This is a genomic window from Acetobacterium fimetarium, assembly GCF_014284475.1.
Taxonomy (GTDB): domain Bacteria; phylum Bacillota; class Clostridia; order Eubacteriales; family Eubacteriaceae; genus Acetobacterium; species Acetobacterium fimetarium.
Map to the genome: position 1 here is coordinate 98,551 of NZ_WJBC01000004.1, position 17,154 is coordinate 115,704.

At 48.3% G+C, this 17,154-nt stretch carries 16 protein-coding genes and 1 riboswitch; of the genes, 1 reads left to right on the forward strand and 15 read right to left on the reverse strand.

The genetic code is table 11. The features are described from left to right. Positions 1-38: 38 nt before the first annotated feature. From GH808_RS04190 to GH808_RS04205, 4 genes are all read right to left on the reverse strand, one after another. Positions 39-2,024 (reverse strand): ABC transporter permease, encoded by a 1,986-nt coding sequence (locus GH808_RS04190; protein ID WP_186841538.1) that lies wholly within the window; start codon positions 2,022-2,024, stop codon positions 39-41. Further along, on the reverse strand, positions 2,017-2,784 hold the full coding sequence (locus tag GH808_RS04195; RefSeq protein ID WP_186841539.1) for an ABC transporter ATP-binding protein: 768 nt from the start codon (positions 2,782-2,784) through the stop codon (positions 2,017-2,019). Before GH808_RS04195 ends, GH808_RS04190 begins: the two co-directional genes overlap by 8 nt. 275 nt (positions 2,785-3,059) lie before the next feature. Then, positions 3,060-4,076, reverse strand: coding sequence for a sensor histidine kinase (locus GH808_RS04200; RefSeq protein WP_186841540.1), 1,017 nt, complete (start codon positions 4,074-4,076; stop codon positions 3,060-3,062). Between the two features lies 1 nt (position 4,077). Then, entirely contained in the window at positions 4,078-4,752 is a 675-nt protein-coding gene (locus GH808_RS04205; protein ID WP_186841541.1) for a response regulator transcription factor, read from the reverse strand. Between the two features lie 462 nt (positions 4,753-5,214). On the opposite strand from GH808_RS04205, the gene GH808_RS04210 reads away from it, so the two are divergent. Continuing rightward, positions 5,215-6,228, forward strand: a complete 1,014-nt coding sequence (locus GH808_RS04210; protein WP_186841542.1) for a chitobiase/beta-hexosaminidase C-terminal domain-containing protein — start codon at positions 5,215-5,217, stop codon at positions 6,226-6,228. Positions 6,229-6,367: 139 nt separating this feature from the next. On the opposite strand, the gene GH808_RS04215 is transcribed toward GH808_RS04210, so the two are convergent. The 11 genes from GH808_RS04215 to GH808_RS04265 all read right to left on the reverse strand — a co-directional run bounded on the left by GH808_RS04215 (position 6,368) and on the right by GH808_RS04265 (position 16,992). Continuing rightward, positions 6,368-7,207, reverse strand: coding sequence for an MORN repeat-containing protein (locus GH808_RS04215; RefSeq protein WP_186841543.1), 840 nt, complete (start codon positions 7,205-7,207; stop codon positions 6,368-6,370). Positions 7,208-7,272: 65 nt separating this feature from the next. Next, positions 7,273-7,986, reverse strand: a complete 714-nt coding sequence (locus GH808_RS04220) for a type 1 glutamine amidotransferase (RefSeq protein ID WP_186841544.1) — start codon at positions 7,984-7,986, stop codon at positions 7,273-7,275. Positions 7,987-8,383: 397 nt separating this feature from the next. Continuing rightward, positions 8,384-8,568: riboswitch (cobalamin riboswitch) on the reverse strand. 48 nt (positions 8,569-8,616) lie between these two features. Continuing rightward, entirely contained in the window at positions 8,617-9,207 is a 591-nt protein-coding gene (cbiT, locus tag GH808_RS04225; protein WP_186841545.1) for a precorrin-6Y C5,15-methyltransferase (decarboxylating) subunit CbiT, read from the reverse strand. Then, positions 9,200-9,826, reverse strand: a complete 627-nt coding sequence (gene cbiE / locus GH808_RS04230; RefSeq protein ID WP_186841546.1) for a precorrin-6y C5,15-methyltransferase (decarboxylating) subunit CbiE — start codon at positions 9,824-9,826, stop codon at positions 9,200-9,202. The genes cbiT and cbiE overlap by 8 nt, the downstream gene beginning before the upstream one ends. Then, entirely contained in the window at positions 9,814-10,959 is a 1,146-nt protein-coding gene (gene cbiD / locus GH808_RS04235; RefSeq protein WP_186841547.1) for a cobalt-precorrin-5B (C(1))-methyltransferase CbiD, read from the reverse strand. The genes cbiE and cbiD overlap by 13 nt, the downstream gene beginning before the upstream one ends. Before the next feature lie 13 nt (positions 10,960-10,972). Next, positions 10,973-11,701, reverse strand: coding sequence for a precorrin-2 C(20)-methyltransferase (gene cobI, locus GH808_RS04240; RefSeq protein WP_186841548.1), 729 nt, complete (start codon positions 11,699-11,701; stop codon positions 10,973-10,975). Between the two features lie 4 nt (positions 11,702-11,705). Next, the gene (locus GH808_RS04245) at positions 11,706-12,335 is read right to left on the reverse strand and encodes a precorrin-8X methylmutase (protein ID WP_186841549.1); all 630 of its coding nucleotides are present in this window, start codon (positions 12,333-12,335) and stop codon (positions 11,706-11,708) included. Between the two features lie 35 nt (positions 12,336-12,370). Next, entirely contained in the window at positions 12,371-13,255 is an 885-nt protein-coding gene (locus GH808_RS04250) for a GHMP family kinase ATP-binding protein (RefSeq protein ID WP_186841550.1), read from the reverse strand. After that, entirely contained in the window at positions 13,252-14,619 is a 1,368-nt protein-coding gene (locus GH808_RS04255; protein WP_243166098.1) for a cobyrinic acid a,c-diamide synthase CobB, read from the reverse strand. The genes GH808_RS04250 and GH808_RS04255 overlap by 4 nt, the downstream gene beginning before the upstream one ends. Before the next feature lie 50 nt (positions 14,620-14,669). Next, the gene (locus tag GH808_RS04260) at positions 14,670-15,959 is read right to left on the reverse strand and encodes a heme ABC transporter ATP-binding protein (RefSeq protein ID WP_186841551.1); all 1,290 of its coding nucleotides are present in this window, start codon (positions 15,957-15,959) and stop codon (positions 14,670-14,672) included. Between the two features lies 1 nt (position 15,960). After that, complete coding sequence (locus tag GH808_RS04265) at positions 15,961-16,992, reverse strand: FecCD family ABC transporter permease (RefSeq protein ID WP_186841552.1); 1,032 nt, start codon at positions 16,990-16,992, stop codon at positions 15,961-15,963. Between the last annotated feature and the right edge of the window lie 162 nt (positions 16,993-17,154).

Sequence of the window (17,154 nt, forward strand, 5' to 3'; positions counted from 1 at the left end):
AATGAAGGCGATGAGAACCGCCCCGATCATGTTCATGTTTAGCGCACCAGTTTAAAATAGGCTTTTGCCGTCCACCAGTAGACCAGGGCATAGATTAAAGCATAAATGACAGTCACCGCAACCGTGCAGATCAAAATCAGGCCAGTGTCGGTCAGCCTGAAGGCCGCCAGCATCTTTGCCATCACCCGGAAGGCAAAGGCCACATGAACCGCCGCACCCGCAAGCGGCAGAAAGAATACCATCAGGATCTGTTTCCCAATGGTTTTTCGGACTTCCCTCTTATCCATTCCAACCTTCTGCATGATTTCAAAACGGGCCCGGTCTTCGTATCCTTCTGAAATCTGCTTGAAATAGATAATCAGCACCGTAGCCATCATGAACATGGTCCCGAGAAAAATTCCGAGAAACAGAAAGCCGCCAAAAATTGAATACCAGCTAGCAAGTGACACATAGTAGTTGCCCTGACTGATATCGGGGTTAATTCCTTCCACCTGCTGAAACAAATTATTCGAGAATGTCTGTTTGGCTTCGTCATTTCCTTCCAGATTGAAGAATTTTCCAAACGATAAATGGTTGTCCAATTTTTCAGGATTCAGAGTATTCTGAATTTCTGAAATAATTTCCTCATTTTCAACAATTATAAAAGCGGTCTTTTCAATGACTTCGGTTTTCTTTTTTTCAAGAGGAAAGGTCTGAAGCTCCTCTTTGACTGAAAAGCTGCGATCGCCAATATTCATGGTTTTTTCATTATAGTTGTCTCCGATAGAGAAAATCAGAACCTCGTTTTCATTTAAAGTCACCGCTGTTTCACACATCTTGTTGTAGTCCGCCAGCGGAATCAGCCAGATATCGGTTTCGCTTGTGTAATAATCGGCACTTCTTTCGTTCTCAGGCACCTGATCCGGCCTGAAAGTATCCCCTTCCTGAAAAGCGGTTGCATTTCCCAGCTTAATATCATTCCGGTTCAGCAGCTTCACGTCATACAGATTTGCCGTATTCACTATCGTTTCATCGACCCGTGCTTCATCATTCTCGGTGATTTCGCCCATGATTGAATTGTCGAAAATATACATGTCCCGCATCATACTTTCCTGTCCGACATAAAGGGATACAGTGGTGGAAATAGTCACCAGCACCATCGTTGACAGAATGCAGATGTTGGCCAGACCAACGGCATTCTGCTTCATCCGGTAGATCATGCCGGAAACAGAAATGAAATTACGGGATTGATAATAAAAGTCTTTATTCTTTTTCAGAACTTTCAGAAAAGCAATGCTGCCTGACGTGAACAAGGCATAGGTGCCGATGATGACAAAAATGACTGCCACAAAGAACAGGACAATGGCTTCGATGGGCGATTTCACTGTCAGTGCAATGCCGTAGCCGATTGCCAGCGCGATCACACCAATCAGTGTGATGATCCATGAGGATTTCGGTTCTTTTTCGCCGTGTTCGCCGCCCCGCAGCAGATTGATGGGATTGGCCATTTTCACCTGGAGAAAATTAGTCACCAGCGTCAGGAAAAAGATCGCCAGAAAAACGCCAGCGGTAATCAGCAGCCCCCTGCCATCGATATAAAACTGAATGGGGGTGGTAAAATGGAGCAATTTGAGCAACAACAAATACAAAAGCTTACCGATCAGAATTCCGCCCAGCAGTCCGAGGGTCAGACTTGTCACCGTCACCACCACGGTTTCATAAAATAGTACCCGGGCAATGTGCTTTTTTTCAAGCCCCAGGATGCTGTACAGTCCCAGTTCTTTTTTACGCCGCTTGATCAGAAAACTGTTGGTATAGAAAAGAAAGATCACCGAAAAGACGCCGATCACGATGGTTCCCAGAAACAGGATCGTCTTGAGATTATATGAACCGGGCATCTCATCCAGTCCTTTGTTTCCGTAAAAGGAGATCATCGTATAGAAAGCAATGACCGAACCGATGCAGGTCAGGATATACGGCACATAGGTGTCAGCGTTTTTTTTCAGATTGATCAGTGCCATCTTGGGGTAAAAAATCTTATTCACCCTTCACACCCCCAGTTGCCAGCACCGTGAGCGTCATGGAAATCTTCTGATACATCTCATCGTTATTCATCGCTCCGCGGTAAATCTGGTTGTAGATTTCGCCGTCTTTGATAAAGAGTACCCGTTTGGCATGGCTAGCCGCGGCAACGCTGTGGGTTACCATCAGAATGGTCTGACCGGCCTCATTGATGTCCGAAAAAATCTTCAGCAGATTCATCGCCGCCCTGGAATCCAGGGCCCCGGTCGGCTCATCTGCCAGAATCAGTTTCGGCTTTGTTATCAGCGCCCTGGCCACTGCCGTCCGCTGTTTCTGCCCGCCCGAAACCTCGTATGGGTACTTCTCCAGAATTTCACCAATCCCCAGCTTCTTTGACAGCGGTTTTAGCCGTTTGTTCATCTCCTCAAACGGTTTCTGGGACAGCACCAGAGGCAGAAAAATATTATCCTGGATGGAAAAAGTATCCAGCAGATTGAAGTCCTGAAAAACAAAGCCCAGATTGTCCCGACGGAAAGCCGAGATCTCGCGGTCTTCAATTTTTACAATATTTTTCCCGTCGAGAAAAACCTCTCCGCCGGTAGGTTTGTCCAGCGATGCCAGAATATTCAAAAGGGTCGTTTTCCCCGAACCGGATTCCCCCATAATCGCCAGGTATTCGCCCTGTTCCACCGAAAAGCTGACGTTGCTCAAGGCCTGAACCTGATTTCCGCCGAAACGGGTGGTATAAATTTTCTGTAAACTCTTTACTTCTAAAAGACTCATTGTTGCCTCCTTCTTTTATTACACTTTTGATAATTGCAAAATTCAAAACCACGAACATTGGTGGCTTTGGGTTCAGTTTCCACAAACAATTTTGTAACGTGTAGGCGAACAGTCCTAAGACTGTCCGCCGTACAGTGTAAAAATTGTTTCGTGCGAAACTGGACCCAAAGCTCACGGTACTTTCGCAATTACTTACACTCAGTATAATAAAAAGGGAAATGCCCCACCATAGCCCTGGCTTACATTTCCCGGTTCAAACTTACAGTTTTGTAAGGTTAGAATAATTCCATCTCTTTTCTGGACAGATCAATTTTTATTTTTGTGCCCGTTCCCAGCTGGGACTCCACCGCGATGGGGTGAGCCAGTTTATCCAAAACCGACTTGACGAGATAAAGACCGATTCCTGTGGACTTCTGATCCATTCGTCCGTTGTATCCCGTAAAGCCGCGGTCAAAAATCCGATCGATGTCTTCAGGATGAATCCCCACGCCGGTATCTGCAACAACCAGTGTTTGTTCAGCGTCATCAGCCAGATAAATCGATATTTTCCCCTGCCTGGTATACTTCAGCGCATTGGAAAGAACCTGTTCCAGGCAAAATGCCAGCCATTTTTGATCCGTGAGCACGACAGAGTCCATTTCCTTCAGATCAAGGGATATCCGCTTATTGATGAAAATCATGCTGTATTTTTTGACACTCTCCTGAATCAGCGGCAGCAGCTCGTATTCCTTGAGAACCATATCCGCCGCCATGCTTTCCAGCCGCAGATACTGAAGCACCATTTCGACGTATTCCTTGATTTTAAACAGCTCCTGACGCAGCTCAGCCCGGTGATTAAAGCTGTCTTCAGCTGACTGCAGCAGCAGATCCATTGCCGAGATCGGCGTCTTGATCTGATGCGCCCACAGCGTGTAATAATCATTGAGCTCTTTTTTGCTGTTCGCAGACCTGAAAGCAAGCTCGAAGCGGCTGTCCACCAGGGCTTTTACGACTTGCTGATACTCTTCTTCAATCCCGTCTTTCGGCTTCGGCAAGGGCTTCAATTCCACCAGCGCAGCATCCCTGACTTCTCTGAGCGTTCGCAGTTTCCGGTAATAGGCGACAAAATCCGCTGCTCCAAAAATCAGAGCCAGCGTTCCGATCAGCTGGATGCTGTAAATCAATGGTTCCGGATCCAGCCCGTACAAATAATACACCATGACAACGATAAAAACAAACAACGCAAAGGCCAGAATCACCTTGATCCGCGCCTTCAGATAAGCAACGATGACGGCCCCCAATGAATCCTTCATATCAGTCCTCCACCAGATAGCCGATTCCTTTTTTGGTGGTAATAAACCCCTCAAGTCCTTCTTCATCCAGTTTTTTCCTGAGCCGGGCGATGTTCACGGTCAGGGTATTGTCATCCACAAAGCAATTGTCATCCCAGAGATGCGTCATCATCTGATCCCGCGAAACGACTTTGCCCTTGTTTTCCATGAGAATCTGGAGAATACGGAAATCATTTTTGGTCAGCTCTACCTTTTTATCCTGAACCATCAGACAGGTATCCGAAAGATTCAGAATGGCGCCCCGGTGCTCCAGCAGATTGGCCTCGCCCTGAAATGAATAGGCCCGACGCAGGATTGCCTGAACCTTGGCTACCAGCACATTCAAATCAAACGGCTTGGCAATAAAATCGTCACCGCCCATGTTCATGGCCATGACAATATTCATGTTGTCGCTGGTGGATGAAATAAAGATGATCGGAACCTTGGACAGTTTTCTGATCTCTGTGCACCAATGATAGCCGTTAAACAGCGGCAGCGCAATGTCCATCAGTATCAGCTGCGGTGAAAAGCGGACAAACTGGTCGATGATGCCATTGAAATCCTCCACCAGTTCCACTTCATAACCCCAGTTCTGCAGAAATTTCATTACTGAATTGGCAATTATCCCGTCATCCTCGACAATTAGAATTTTATACATAACATCCACCCCGACTTTTCTTATTCTTCCTGGTTTAATTATAATTGATCTGACGGAAAATTCACAGTGCAAATATTCCCGGCAATTTAAACCACTCGGCTACTGTCAAAACAGTTAAAGTATGTTTTTCTGGGTAAAAAGAAAATATAGGTTGGCAGTTGCGAATCTCATAAACATCGAACAATTATTGCTTTGCGATTAGTTTCCACAACCAGTTTTGTAACGTGTAGGCGAACAGTTTGAAAAACTGTCCGCCGTACAGTGTAAAAAATCCGCGAAGGCAACGAGCCAATCACAAGCTTGCTTGTAGTTGGCGACTGCCCGCGACCTCGAAGAAATTCGCGTAGCGATTTCTTCTGGTGGTTCGTGCGAAACTGATTGCAAAGCTAACGGAACTTTCGCAACTACTTAAGCAAATATTGGAATTTGGAAATACGTTTTGAATTTAAGGGGGTGTCAGTGATGAATGATCAGGACGAACATACTAATGAAGAAGCGGATGAAAGAAAAGCGTCTGACCAGATTCGGAAACGAAAAATAATTATTATCATCCTGAGTGTGCTCATCGGTATCCTGGTTCTGGGGATCCTGGGCTATGTTGTTTTCAGGCAAATGCAGCCTTCAGATTCAATCCAGGGCACGAAGGATAAAATTGAAACGACCACCAGCAAAGAAGAACTCAAAAAACTCTACGATGAATTAATCCGTTCCTCAGTGGCCGCCGGCGCATCCGAAGCCGAGATCCTCGCTTTACTGGAACAAGCAGCCACTGAAACCGGAGATCAAAGCTATCTGGCGCAGAAAGACAGCTACACGATTAAAAATCCCAGCTTCAGCCTGGCTCCCGGAACCTATCAGGGTGCTCAAAGTCTGGGCATCAGTAAGGGGAATTCTGCCGATGCGGTTTTTTACACCACCGACGGCAGTCGTCCAACCACCGGCTCTACCGAGTACACCACACCCATCAGCCTGCCGGAGGGAACAACAACGGTAAAAGCCGTTGAAGTCAATACCAAAGGCCTGATCAGCCCGGTTCTGGAAGGTCAGTACATCATCGCACCGGCCACCACGACCGAAACCCAAAGTAATCTGACTTCGCAGGAATTCATCGATAAAGTCTACGGGGTCTGGTACGCTCAGGAACCTGAGCACAATGTTGTCGTGACCATTTCCGACAGTGAGTTTACCTTTACCCGTTATTATATCGATGGTGTCATTAACGGGCCCTACACCGTTGTCAGCACAACGGATAACGGCGGAACCATCAGCGCCCCGGGCTATGTTGAAGGCCATTACATGGGCGATATCCTGGTGCAAATTGACTTCGGCGTTCTCGGCGACAATAAAATCAACATCAACAGCAACGCCAACGGCAACAACTGGGGAGAATACCGTGCTGCTGAGTATCTCGGCAGCGGCCAGTACCGCCTGCCGTTTGATCCCGGCGGCGGTGGTGATATTGTCGTCTTGAATTAAATTGATGTTTATGCAAAAAAGCGAAAACTTCCGATCAAAACAAATTGGAAGTTTCCGCTTTTTTTACTTTTTTTTGACTCAAAAACATCGCCACTGAACTAACATGACTCATCCAGAGTTCCTATCGATCATCACTTTTCTACTCAACACTCCAGGCTTCAACATAAGGAACCGTTAATTCCGTTCCGGATTCCAGCGCATATGAATCAAATAATTCCGCTGTCGCCCATACCGTTACGGATTGGTCTTTTACCGGAGGTACCTCGCCCTGATTCAGGAGATAGGAGACTCGGACAATCTGACTGGGATCACTGCCAAGCTGCATAAAGAAATAAGACATCGCTGGTTCTGACTCCGTCTTTTGATCGACCTGAAAAACGCGTCCCGTTATTTTCACCTTTTTGCCGGTTTCATTTTTGGCATTGTCAACAATTTCGGAATAAGGCAATTCAACCGCTTGGGCTTTAAAAGGTTCCAGTCTGGCTTGTCTCTGCTCGGAAGTTTCAGTATAATACCCCTTCGAAAAGTTTCCGGAATATACGACTTCACCGCGATAATTCGTTAACGTCCCCTGACCATCATATTGGTTGTTTTTATAATTTCCTTCATAGAAGAGTTGATCATCCCAATATTCTTTGCCAGCTCCATTTAATTCATCATTCTGATAAACTCCGGTTTCTTTGAAGCCACTGTCATAAACGGTTTCTCCAGATCCCTGCATATGACCTTTTTCCCATTCGCCTTCATATGACCAACCGATACCAGATCCATTTTCTGAAGTGAATGTTCCCTTCCCCTGAGGCAAGCCATCCACCAATTCTCCGGTGTATGTTCCTGTTTTTTCACCAAACGACAAGGTTAATGTCATTTCTTTGTCAGTCACCTTGTCAGCACTTTTTGCAGACCCTGGCATTGACGAACAAGCTGATACGACTAACATTAAAGTGATTGCCATAAAAACCAAACCAATTTTTCGCATCCTATTTCTCCTTCATTCTCTAAATTCTATTCAGAATAATACCCCTTTTATTGGAATTGAAACAGTCAGATGCTACCTTCCTGATCCATTCTTTTGACCTGATCAAGGAACTGATCCATCAGTTGATTATCCTGAAGCATTGATGCGTTCTGCGATCGAATCACTTCCGGCTGCTGAATATAGTCTCCCGCGGTCAGTTCATCGCCGCAGTTTTCAATCAGCGCTTCAATGATCGGGCGGGTATTTTCCAGATGGAACTGCAGGCCAAAGACTCTCTCTTGGTAGACAAAGCCCTGATTGTGGCAGGCCTCACTTTCAGCGATAACCACCGCCGCTGCGGGCAGATCGGCCACCACATCGCCATGCCAGTGAAAGACGACTGGTCTTTCGGGAAAAAAAGAAAATGCTGGCGAAAGTCTGGCTTTTTCACTCAAGGTAATGGGAAACCAGCCGATTTCTCTGTGGTTGTTTCTAACGACTTTCCCGCCGATCACATCCGCAATCAGCTGGCTCCCCAGACAGATGCCGATTACAATCTTGCCCTGCTCGATGGCATCCTTAATCAGCTGCTTTTCCCCGATCAGCCAGGGGTACTTCTGATCTTCATAAATATTCATGGGGCCCCCCATAACCACCAGCCAGTCAAAATCAGAAACATCGGGCAATGTTTCGTTTTTGTACAAATGGGTTGCGGTCACCGTGCAATTATTTTTATCGGCCCATTCCAGAATCCGGCCCGGATTCTCAAAAGGGACATGCTGTAAATAATGGATTCTCATTTTCTGCCTCCAGATCTTAATCATCATATTAATGAAAGTATAACATTACCGCCATCTATTTTATAATCATTTCACAAAAAAAGGCAATAAAAAAAGCCTATCCTGCGATACGCTTCTTTTATTGATGCTCAAGTTTTCGGCCAGAAAAACTCAAGCGAAGGAATGAACTATCTATCTTGCAAATTAATGAAAGCACTAAAAATTCGGGGATGCCACACATCATCCCCGAGGAAGGGAATTAAATACTGACTTGGAGATGTCCTTTTATTCGAAGAGATTCTATATCTATTGGCTAGGAGAAAAACCAAAAAAAATCCTTCTCCAACGGAGAAGGATAAAAGAATCATACTTTAAATTTTAAATATAATGCTCTTACTTCCTCTAAATCGGAGGCGTTAATAAGAAATCACTACAAACAGGTCTTCTGGCTCAACAATCAACTTTCCATCTCCCTTCCCGCTAATTTCTTAACAGTGGTTTCGAGACAGTCATCATGCATTACAGCTGCGATTACAGCAAAGGATTCACACCTTTTTCCCTTGAATATAGGACAAGTTCACTATTTAATTAAATGTATTTTACACCATCTGTTTGCGATTGTCAATGCTATCTGACAAATTATTCGCTTCTCTATACTTCTTTCGTTGCCACGTCTCCGGTAATGATGAAAATCGGGTTAGCTGCTTTTAACATCGTCAGTCCGCCGATGCCTTCACCGCGGCTGATGCCGACCTGAATCAGTTCAACCTTGTCAAAATAGCGGTTCATCAGGGTTGTCGCCTGGGCGGCGTTTTCGAGCGTAACAAAATTGGCAACCACCCGACCGCCGGGGCGGATATTGTTTCGGCACCATTCAAACAGATCTTCCATATTGCCGCCAGAACCGCCGATGATGACGCGATCCACCTGCTCTGTTATTTGGTCCAGCGCTGCCGGCGCTTTGCCGGGAATGATCACCACATTGTCGGCCTGAAAATGCTCTTTGTTTTGCTGCACCAGTTCCAGTGCCGTTTCCTTGGCTTCCACCGCGTAAACCCGTCCCGGTGCCGCCGCATAAGCCGCTTCCATGGTCAGTCCGCCGGTGCCGGCGCCGATATCCACCACCACATCACCTGGTTCAATGCCCAGCAGCGAAATCGTCAGAATCCGGATTTCTCTTTTCGTCATCGGTGCTTTTCCCCGAATATAGGCCTCATCCTTGTATCCTGCTATCTTACTCATTGATGACCACCACTACCGCCATTCCTTTCTCCTGAAAAGTCAGGGCTTCTGCAACTGTCAGACGCGTTATTTTTTCATTGGGATAGGACAATTCCTCACCCACGTAGATGGTGCTGTTTGTTATGCCGGCCGCTGCCAGCGTTTTGGCAATGAAGGCCGTGTTGTTGGATTTGTCAGTCAAAATCCCCAGTTTCCCGTTTTCTTTAACCGCGGTGGCCAGATCCTGATCCCGTCCGTGCAGGCTCATCAGTCTGGCATCCTGCCAGGTTTCTCCCAGCTTGGCAAAAAGATACTGCAGTGAGCTGATTCCGGGGATGCAGACGATGTCTTTTTCCGGAATCACTTTTTTCGTGTAGGACAGCATGCTGTAAAAGCCGGTATCGCCCGATACCACCAGCGCCGTTTTTTTAGTCCGGTAGACCTTCGCAATCTCAGCCATCAGTTCGCTCAGCGGTGTTCCCTGGCCGATAAAGAGCATCTGCTTGCCGCTGATATCAAAGCTTTCGGCATGTCTTGTCCCGCAGAGAATCACCTCGGCCGCCTCAATCTCTTTTTTGGCAATCGGCAGGATATAGTCCGGATGTCCCGGCCCCAGGCCGATGATTTTTAGTGGGTACATAATCGTTTCCTCAATTCTTCGGCATCTTTACTTTGGCCCAACAGGCCGTGAACCTTGGAGAATAAAACCACTTCGAAATCGATGTTCCCGTAAACGCGGGCAGTGACCTTTTTCTTGACCACTTCCGCCAGATGATTGAAATAATCCGGCAGTGCGGCGTCCAGAATGATATCCACCGCCTCATCCGTCGTTTTGGCGGCCATGATGTTCGCAATGACGGTTTGGGATGCGCCGAGCAAACCCGCATGCGCGGCCAGAATTTCCATGCGCGCATCGGCAACACTGCTGTGGGTATTGAAGATGCCGCCGGCCACCTTGACCAGTTTCCCCAGATGGCCGATCAACAGGATTTTTTCAAATGCCATCCGTTCCGCCTCATCGAGCATAAAGCCCATGTAATTGCTGGTTTTGATGAGCAGCTCCAGGTTGAGATTCAACGATTCTGAAAAGTCTTTGCCATAATTGCCCGGTACAAAAATAATTTCCTTGAAGCCCTTGGCATTGAGAACACTCATTTCAAGTTTCAGGGAAGCCTTTAACGCGACTTCGCTCATCGGTTCGACGATTCCCGATGTTCCCAGCACCGACAAGCCGCCTTGAATACCCAGCTTCGGGTTGAAGGTCCGTTTGGCCAGTTCCACACCCTCAGGAATGGAAATTTCGACGATCCAGCCTTTCGGTAGCTCTGTTTCCCCACCGGTCTGATGCTGTTTTACCGTGTTTTCAATTTCCCGGGTGATCATTTCCCGCGGCACCGGATTGATTGCCGGTTCTCCGACCGGGATACTGAGTCCCACCGAGGTGACCGTTCCCACACCGATCCCCGCGACAAACTGCACCCCGGCCTGATCCGTAGGGGTTATTTTGGAAAAAACTTTGGCGCCATGGGTGACATCCGGGTCATCACCGCCATCTTTGACTACCGAACAGGAAGCTTGTTTTTGATCAAACGCCTGATCGTGCAGGATCAGATCCAGGGTCCAGCCCTTGGGCGTGTTGATCTCAATGGTTGCGAGTTTTTTCTGGTTCAGATACATCAGCAGTGCTGCTTTTGTCGCTGCGGCGGCACAGGAACCGGTGGTGTAGCCATAACGCAGTTCTTTGCCGTCTTTCTCAATCGTTCGATTTAACATAAGCCTACCTCGATCATTGCAGGGGATAATTCTTTTTGATTAACAGGGTTGACAGATAGGGAATCTTTGCCTTGAGCACATCGATGTCCCGCACGACCTGCTGATTCGCCATGCCGATATTGGACACCAGCACAAACGACTTTTCCAGCCCCCTGGCTTCCAGCTCCTGCGCCATCCAGGCATTGTTGGCGGAAACTTTCATCACGACGATATTCTGATGGGCATCCAGAATCGCCCGGATTTCTTCGACCGGCTGTGTCATCGCCACAATCGCCAGAGATTCTTCGCCCTGAGTCAGCGGGATATTGAGCTGCGCGCCCAGATTGCAGAAAGATGGTACCCCCGACAGGGTAACCACTTCGATGTTTCGCTTGAGCAGATATTCCATCACATAAGAATAGGTGCTGAATACCATCGGATCCCCCAGCGTGATGAAGACCACATTTTTTCCTTCGTTCAAAAGCAGTTCAATCTCATCCGCATTTTCTTGCCATTGTTTTTCCAGCACGTCCCGCTCTGCGCTCAGGGAGATCATCGGAAAATTCATTTCCAGCACCTTGGACAGATCGGTAATATGGCTCTTGACAATTTCAAAGGCAATGCTTGGTTTGCCCATTTTTTTCGTCGGGGTGATCACGACATCACAGCTATCCAGTACCCTGGCTGCTTTTACCGTGATCAAATCGGGATCTCCCGGTCCGACTCCGATGCCATAAAAAATTCCTTTTTTCGCTGCCGTCATTTTGCTACCATTCCCTTCCCAGTTGATACAACATCGCATTCAGAATGGCTGCGACCACAGGGCTGCCGCCTTTTCTTCCGTTAATCCGGATGATCGGACTGTCGATCTGATCCAGCGCCACTTTTGATTCCGCCGCACCGACAAAACCAATGGGTGCACCGATAATCAGATCCGGTGCGGCTTCCCCGGCTTTCACTTTCTCGATCAGGGTGTACAGCGCCGTCGGCGCATTACCGATGGCATAAATACCGATGCTTTCATCCTTGAAGGCTTTTTCCATGCCGACGGTGGAACGGGTCACGCCACGTTCTTTGGCTTCTTTCATCACATCCGGATCATGGACATAATTGACAATCTCGATGCCATGATCAGCCAGTGCTTTTTTATTGACCGCCACCTGGATCATCCGCGTATCCGCATAAATCTTCTTGCCTTTTTTCAGGGCTTCCATGCCTTTTTCATAACCATTGTTAAGGATCTCCAGCAGATCGGCATATTCAAAATCCGCAGTGGTATGAATAATCCGTTTGACCATCGGCGCGATGTCTTCCGGAAAAACCTTGTCTCCCATTTCCGCGGTGATAATCTCAAAACTGCGTTCTTCTATTTCTCGTGGGTTGTTGATATATGACATATTTTCTCACTTTCCTGTCTTTATTTATTTTTTATTTAATCTTCCTCGCGGGATATCTCGATCCCGCCGGGAATCAGCTGATTGCAATATATTTTAGCGTAAGCCGTCTCCGGAATCTGTTCTGCAAATGCCTTTTTAAACGCTTTTTCCTGAAAATGCGCTTGCTCATGCATAATCCCGATCACCGTGCCGCTGTGTCCGATAACGGTTCCCAGCCCTCCGTATGTCACCGACAATTCATTTAGTATCTCCAGATAGGGTTTTTTCAACCTTTTCTGGTTGAGAAAGGCACTTCTGGTACAGGCCGCTCCAATGTCTCGCAGATTTTTTGTTTTGACGCCATGCTCAAACTGTTCCACAATTTCCGCAAAGGTTTCCAGATCCTGCTTTGAATAATCATCCTGGGTTTCATTGAAGGACATCGTGTCGATGCCGCCATGAAAATCGATGATCAGCAGGTCCGCTGCCACGCAACCGCCGAAACTTTTAAGCACCCGGCCGTCAATGTGATTGAACAGATTCAGCTTAGGAAACATCAGATTATCCGATGGTTCAATCGCGGTGCAGACGGCCCCGACTTCTGCCGGCGTCAGCCCCAGCTCAAAATATGCTGACAGTCCCGCCGCCATGCCGGCCAGATCGGCCGTGCTGCTGGCCATGCCTTTTTCCAGCGGTATTTCGGAAGCCATTGAAATGTTCAGCCGGTCTTTCTCCTTTTCTGGAATGGCGTAACGGCGAAACACCGCTTCAATCATCGCGACCGTCTTGGGCTTTTGAAGCTTCAGATTGCCCTGGCCCTCTGCGATGGTAATCCGGGAATAGCGGTCGATCGGCGACGAAACCAGACAGGGATTGCCAGCAAACCAGCCCTGAATGAATTCGCCGCAGGTTCCCGGTGTTCTGACCTTGACCCGTCTCATTTTTGTTCCTCGCGGTATGCCAGCACGGTCGTCAGCAAAGCCTTCAGAAATAACGGATTGCTGTAAAAATGAATGTGCGGATAGCCGGCCAGCACGTTTTTACGGCGATAGCCGCAGGTCCAGGTGCGGCTGTTTTTGGTGATCACGTAAGCCGTCGGAACCGCTTCGGATATCGTCACATCGCTGTGGTGAAATTCATGGCCCCGGATTTCGATCGATTTTCCGCCCAGATAGGCGCAGATTTCGACATAGCCAAAACGCTGCAGGCGCTCCGTCATTTTGGCATCCCCGTCAATAAAACCGACCGCACGGTTGGTTTCGCCACTGTTTAACGTCATCGATTTTGTCAGATACATCAGCCCCCCGCATTCGGCATAACAGGGCAGTCCGGCTTCTAGTTGATGCTTGATGTCAGCCAGCATCGTCTCGTTTTGCGCCAGTTCGGCACCAAAGACTTCCGGAAAGCCGCCGCCGATATAAAGCCCGTCCAGGTTTTTCGGCAGCCCGCTGTCATTGAGCGGGCTGAGTGGCACCAGTTCAATTCCGGCATTTTCCAGCGCCCGGAAATTATCCTCATAATAGAAATTAAAGGCCCGGTCTTTCGGCACGCCGATGCGCAAGCCCCGGTATTTTTCCTGCCAGCCTATAAACGGATCGACATAACGGCTGGCGCGCTCCCCGTGTCGGCTGAGCTCCAGAATCCGGTCCAGATCGATGTGCGCTTCAGCCAGTTCAGCCGCTTTGTCCACCTTTTCTCTGAAATCGGCAATCTCCTCCACCGGCACCAGCCCGAGATGACGGCTGTCCATGATGATGTCCGGATTGTTCGGGAAGTATCCCAGACAGGTCACATCATTATAGGCTTCAATCATTTCCTTGAGCAGCTGATACTGCGACTCCGAAGAGATCCGGTTGATGATTACCCCGGAAATTTTAGTGTTTGGATCAAAACCGATGTACCCTTTCACCAGGGCTGCCGCGCTTTTCGACATGCCCCGGCCGTCGATGATTAAAATCACCGGGGCGGCGACGGTTTTGGCAAGATAGGCACTGCTGCCGACATCGGATTCCAGACTGTGTCCGTCATACAGTCCCATAACCCCTTCCGCTATTCCCAGATCGTTCTCTGTTTCCAGGCGACGGTCGAACAGTCCCCGGATCGTGTCCTCATCCAGCAGCCAGGTATCCAGGTTGATGGAAGGCTCCCCGGTGACAAAGCTGTGAAACATGGGGTCGATATAATCCGGTCCGGTTTTAAACGGCTTAACACGGATGCCTCTTTTTTTAAAGGCGGCCATGATTCCCATGGTCACCGTTGTTTTGCCCACATTACTGCTGGCGCCGGCCAGCATAAAATAATTCATAATTTTGTTTCCTCCTAAAAATGACCGTCAGACCCTGAGTGTCTTATAATTTATATGCTTCTTGATTCTTTTTCTATCAGTGAGCGGTTTTTTACAATTTCCAGAAATTCCTGATGATCGTCAATTTCCGTCAGCATCTTCTTAGCCCTGATCTGCTCCAGGCAGCGGGTTAGTTTTCCTTCCGTAAAATCATTGTTGGAACAGTTCTGATGATAGTATATTTCCCCCCGGAGATTTTCCAGCCCCAGGAGATTGTTGATATTGCCGTGTCCGAAAGGCAGATCCGAAATCAGAATGAAATCGCAGTCTGCCATCATGGCCAGATTTTCCTGCTGTTTTTCCTCGCTGATGGATGTAAACGGACTTTCCTCAACCATCGGAATGCCGAGAACATCACAGATCGTCCAGTCATCGCTGCCCTGGTTGACCACTCCCGCCGTCACCTGATGCCCCAGGGCATCCAGCTCCTCGAGAATCTGAGAAGCTTTGTTTCCGCCGCAGATCACATGAATGCGCAGACTGCGATAGTCCTCGGTTTCTTTAATCACCCGCAGCGGAATGATTTCCGGTTTTCCAAACAGCTTGTTCTCCTGAACAAACATTTTCATCTCATAAACTTTTTTCAGGTTGTCTTCGGTGATCACGTCTTTCGGCGTTCCATCGGTCACCACCTGTCCGTCTTTCATCAGAATCAGACGGTTGCAGTAGCGGGAGGCCAGATTGATGTCGTGGAGTACCGCCACAACCGTCACCGATTTTTTCAGGTTGAGATCGCGGATCAGTTCCATCACTTCAATCTGATGGTGAATATCCAGCGCTGAGGTCGGCTCGTCCAGAAAAACGATGTCGGTATCCTGAGCAATGGCCCGGGCAATGATGACCCGCTGCTTTTCACCGCCGCTCAGATTTTTATAATAACGCTTTTTGAAAGACAATGTTTTGGTCATCCGCATGGCTTCCGTGACAATGTCATAGTCGTTCTGACTTTCCTTGACTTTATAACTCAGATAGGGATTTCTGCCCATCAGTACGATATCCTCAACGGTAAAATCGTAGTCGATATCGAAGGACTGCGGCACCACTGCCACCATCTGCGCCCGCTCCCGCTGGGAATAGTCGCGGTTGTTTTTCGCCTCAAGCACAATTTCTCCCGATTTTAACGGCAGCAGCCCGGAGAGGCATTTCAGCAGGGTCGATTTGCCGGTTCCATTCGGGCCGATCAGCCCCACAAATTCGCCCTGGCAAATCGTCGCAGAAAAGCCCTGCAGCACGTTTCTTTCACCATAGGCGGCCACAACATCCTCAAACTTCAGCATGATTTTCGGCATTAAACGCTGCATTTTACATCCCCCCTTTCTTTCTTCTTCGCAGCAGAAAAACGAAAAAAGGTCCGCCGAAAGCTGCCGTGATAATTCCCACCGGAATTTCCTGGCCGGTGACCGTTCTGGCCAGCGTATCGCACAAAATCAGGAAGGCACCGCCAAACAGCAGCGAAAACGGCACCAGCACGCGATGTTTCGGACCGGTAACCATTCTGACAATATGGGGAATAATCAGTCCGACGAAACCGATGATCCCGGTAACCGACACCACCGCCGCCGTAATGATCGATGACGAGATCAATACCTTCTTCTTCAAACGCTCGGTATCCACCCCCAGCTGGGTTGCCGTATCTTCTCCCAGCAGCATGATATCCAGTTCCCGCACCGAAGTCAGCAGAATCACACAGCCCAGCAGCACATAAGGCAGTACGGCAATCACCTGAACCCAGCCCAGGCCATTCAGGCTTCCCATGGTCCAGAACATGATCTTCGCGATGTCTTCCTGGTTGAAAATCATCAGCAGTGAGATGATCGCGCTCAATGTCTGCCCAATGGCGATGCCGCTGAGCAGCAGGGTTGCCACCGGCACCTTGCGGCCCACCTTTGAGATATTGTAGACAATCAGGATGGTGGCAAAAGAACCGATAAAGGCCAGCACCGCGGTGCCGCTGAGTCCCAGAAAACCGCCGGAAAAATTCAGGACAATGCCGATGGAGGCTCCCAGCGCCGCTCCGGACGATACCCCCAGCAGGTAAGGATCCGCCATCGGATTTTTGAAAATCCCCTGATACGCAGCACCGCAGAGCGCCAAAGCCCCGCCGGTGATAAAGGCCAGGATAATTCTCGGCAACCGGACATTCCAGATGATGGCAACGGCCCCGGCGCTGATGTTTTCCATGCCCAGATCAATGTGAAAAAGCTGATTGAGCAGAATTTTATTGGCATCCAGAAAAGAGATGGACGCCACCCCCAACAGGGTGCATAGATAGATAATGATGATGCAGCTGATAATCGATATCAGCATGCCGTATTTTTTAAACCTGCTTTTCATTGCCACTCCCATTGTTCTCATTTTTGCTGTTCACACCTGAATTGTCTCTTTGCTTCTGAGAAAACTCAGAGGCGAACAGCATTCGCCTCTCAGGCTGTCAACAAACCCGTACCGACCAATTGTTAATCAGTTGTTTGCTTGCAATTCGTACAGGCTATCGCC

Excerpts from the sequence above, each read along its gene's own strand:
- GH808_RS04195 (WP_186841539.1), bottom strand. The coding sequence starts at position 2,784 with ATGAGTCTTTTAGAAGTAAAGAGTTTACAGAAAATTTATACCACCCGT.
- GH808_RS04200 (WP_186841540.1), bottom strand. The coding sequence starts at position 4,076 with ATGAAGGATTCATTGGGGGCCGTCATCGTTGCTTATCTGAAGGCGCGG.
- GH808_RS04205 (WP_186841541.1), bottom strand. The coding sequence starts at position 4,752 with ATGTATAAAATTCTAATTGTCGAGGATGACGGGATAATTGCCAATTCA.
- GH808_RS04210 (WP_186841542.1), top strand. The coding sequence starts at position 5,215 with ATGAATGATCAGGACGAACATACTAATGAAGAAGCGGATGAAAGAAAA.
- GH808_RS04215 (WP_186841543.1), bottom strand. The coding sequence starts at position 7,207 with ATGCGAAAAATTGGTTTGGTTTTTATGGCAATCACTTTAATGTTAGTC.
- GH808_RS04220 (WP_186841544.1), bottom strand. The coding sequence starts at position 7,986 with ATGAGAATCCATTATTTACAGCATGTCCCTTTTGAGAATCCGGGCCGG.
- cbiT (WP_186841545.1), bottom strand. The coding sequence starts at position 9,207 with ATGAGTAAGATAGCAGGATACAAGGATGAGGCCTATATTCGGGGAAAA.
- cbiE (WP_186841546.1), bottom strand. The coding sequence starts at position 9,826 with ATGTACCCACTAAAAATCATCGGCCTGGGGCCGGGACATCCGGACTAT.
- cbiD (WP_186841547.1), bottom strand. The coding sequence starts at position 10,959 with ATGTTAAATCGAACGATTGAGAAAGACGGCAAAGAACTGCGTTATGGC.
- cobI (WP_186841548.1), bottom strand. The coding sequence starts at position 11,701 with ATGACGGCAGCGAAAAAAGGAATTTTTTATGGCATCGGAGTCGGACCG.
- GH808_RS04245 (WP_186841549.1), bottom strand. The coding sequence starts at position 12,335 with ATGTCATATATCAACAACCCACGAGAAATAGAAGAACGCAGTTTTGAG.
- GH808_RS04250 (WP_186841550.1), bottom strand. The coding sequence starts at position 13,255 with ATGAGACGGGTCAAGGTCAGAACACCGGGAACCTGCGGCGAATTCATT.
- GH808_RS04255 (WP_243166098.1), bottom strand. The coding sequence starts at position 14,619 with ATGAATTATTTTATGCTGGCCGGCGCCAGCAGTAATGTGGGCAAAACA.
- GH808_RS04260 (WP_186841551.1), bottom strand. The coding sequence starts at position 15,959 with ATGCAGCGTTTAATGCCGAAAATCATGCTGAAGTTTGAGGATGTTGTG.
- GH808_RS04265 (WP_186841552.1), bottom strand. The coding sequence starts at position 16,992 with ATGAAAAGCAGGTTTAAAAAATACGGCATGCTGATATCGATTATCAGC.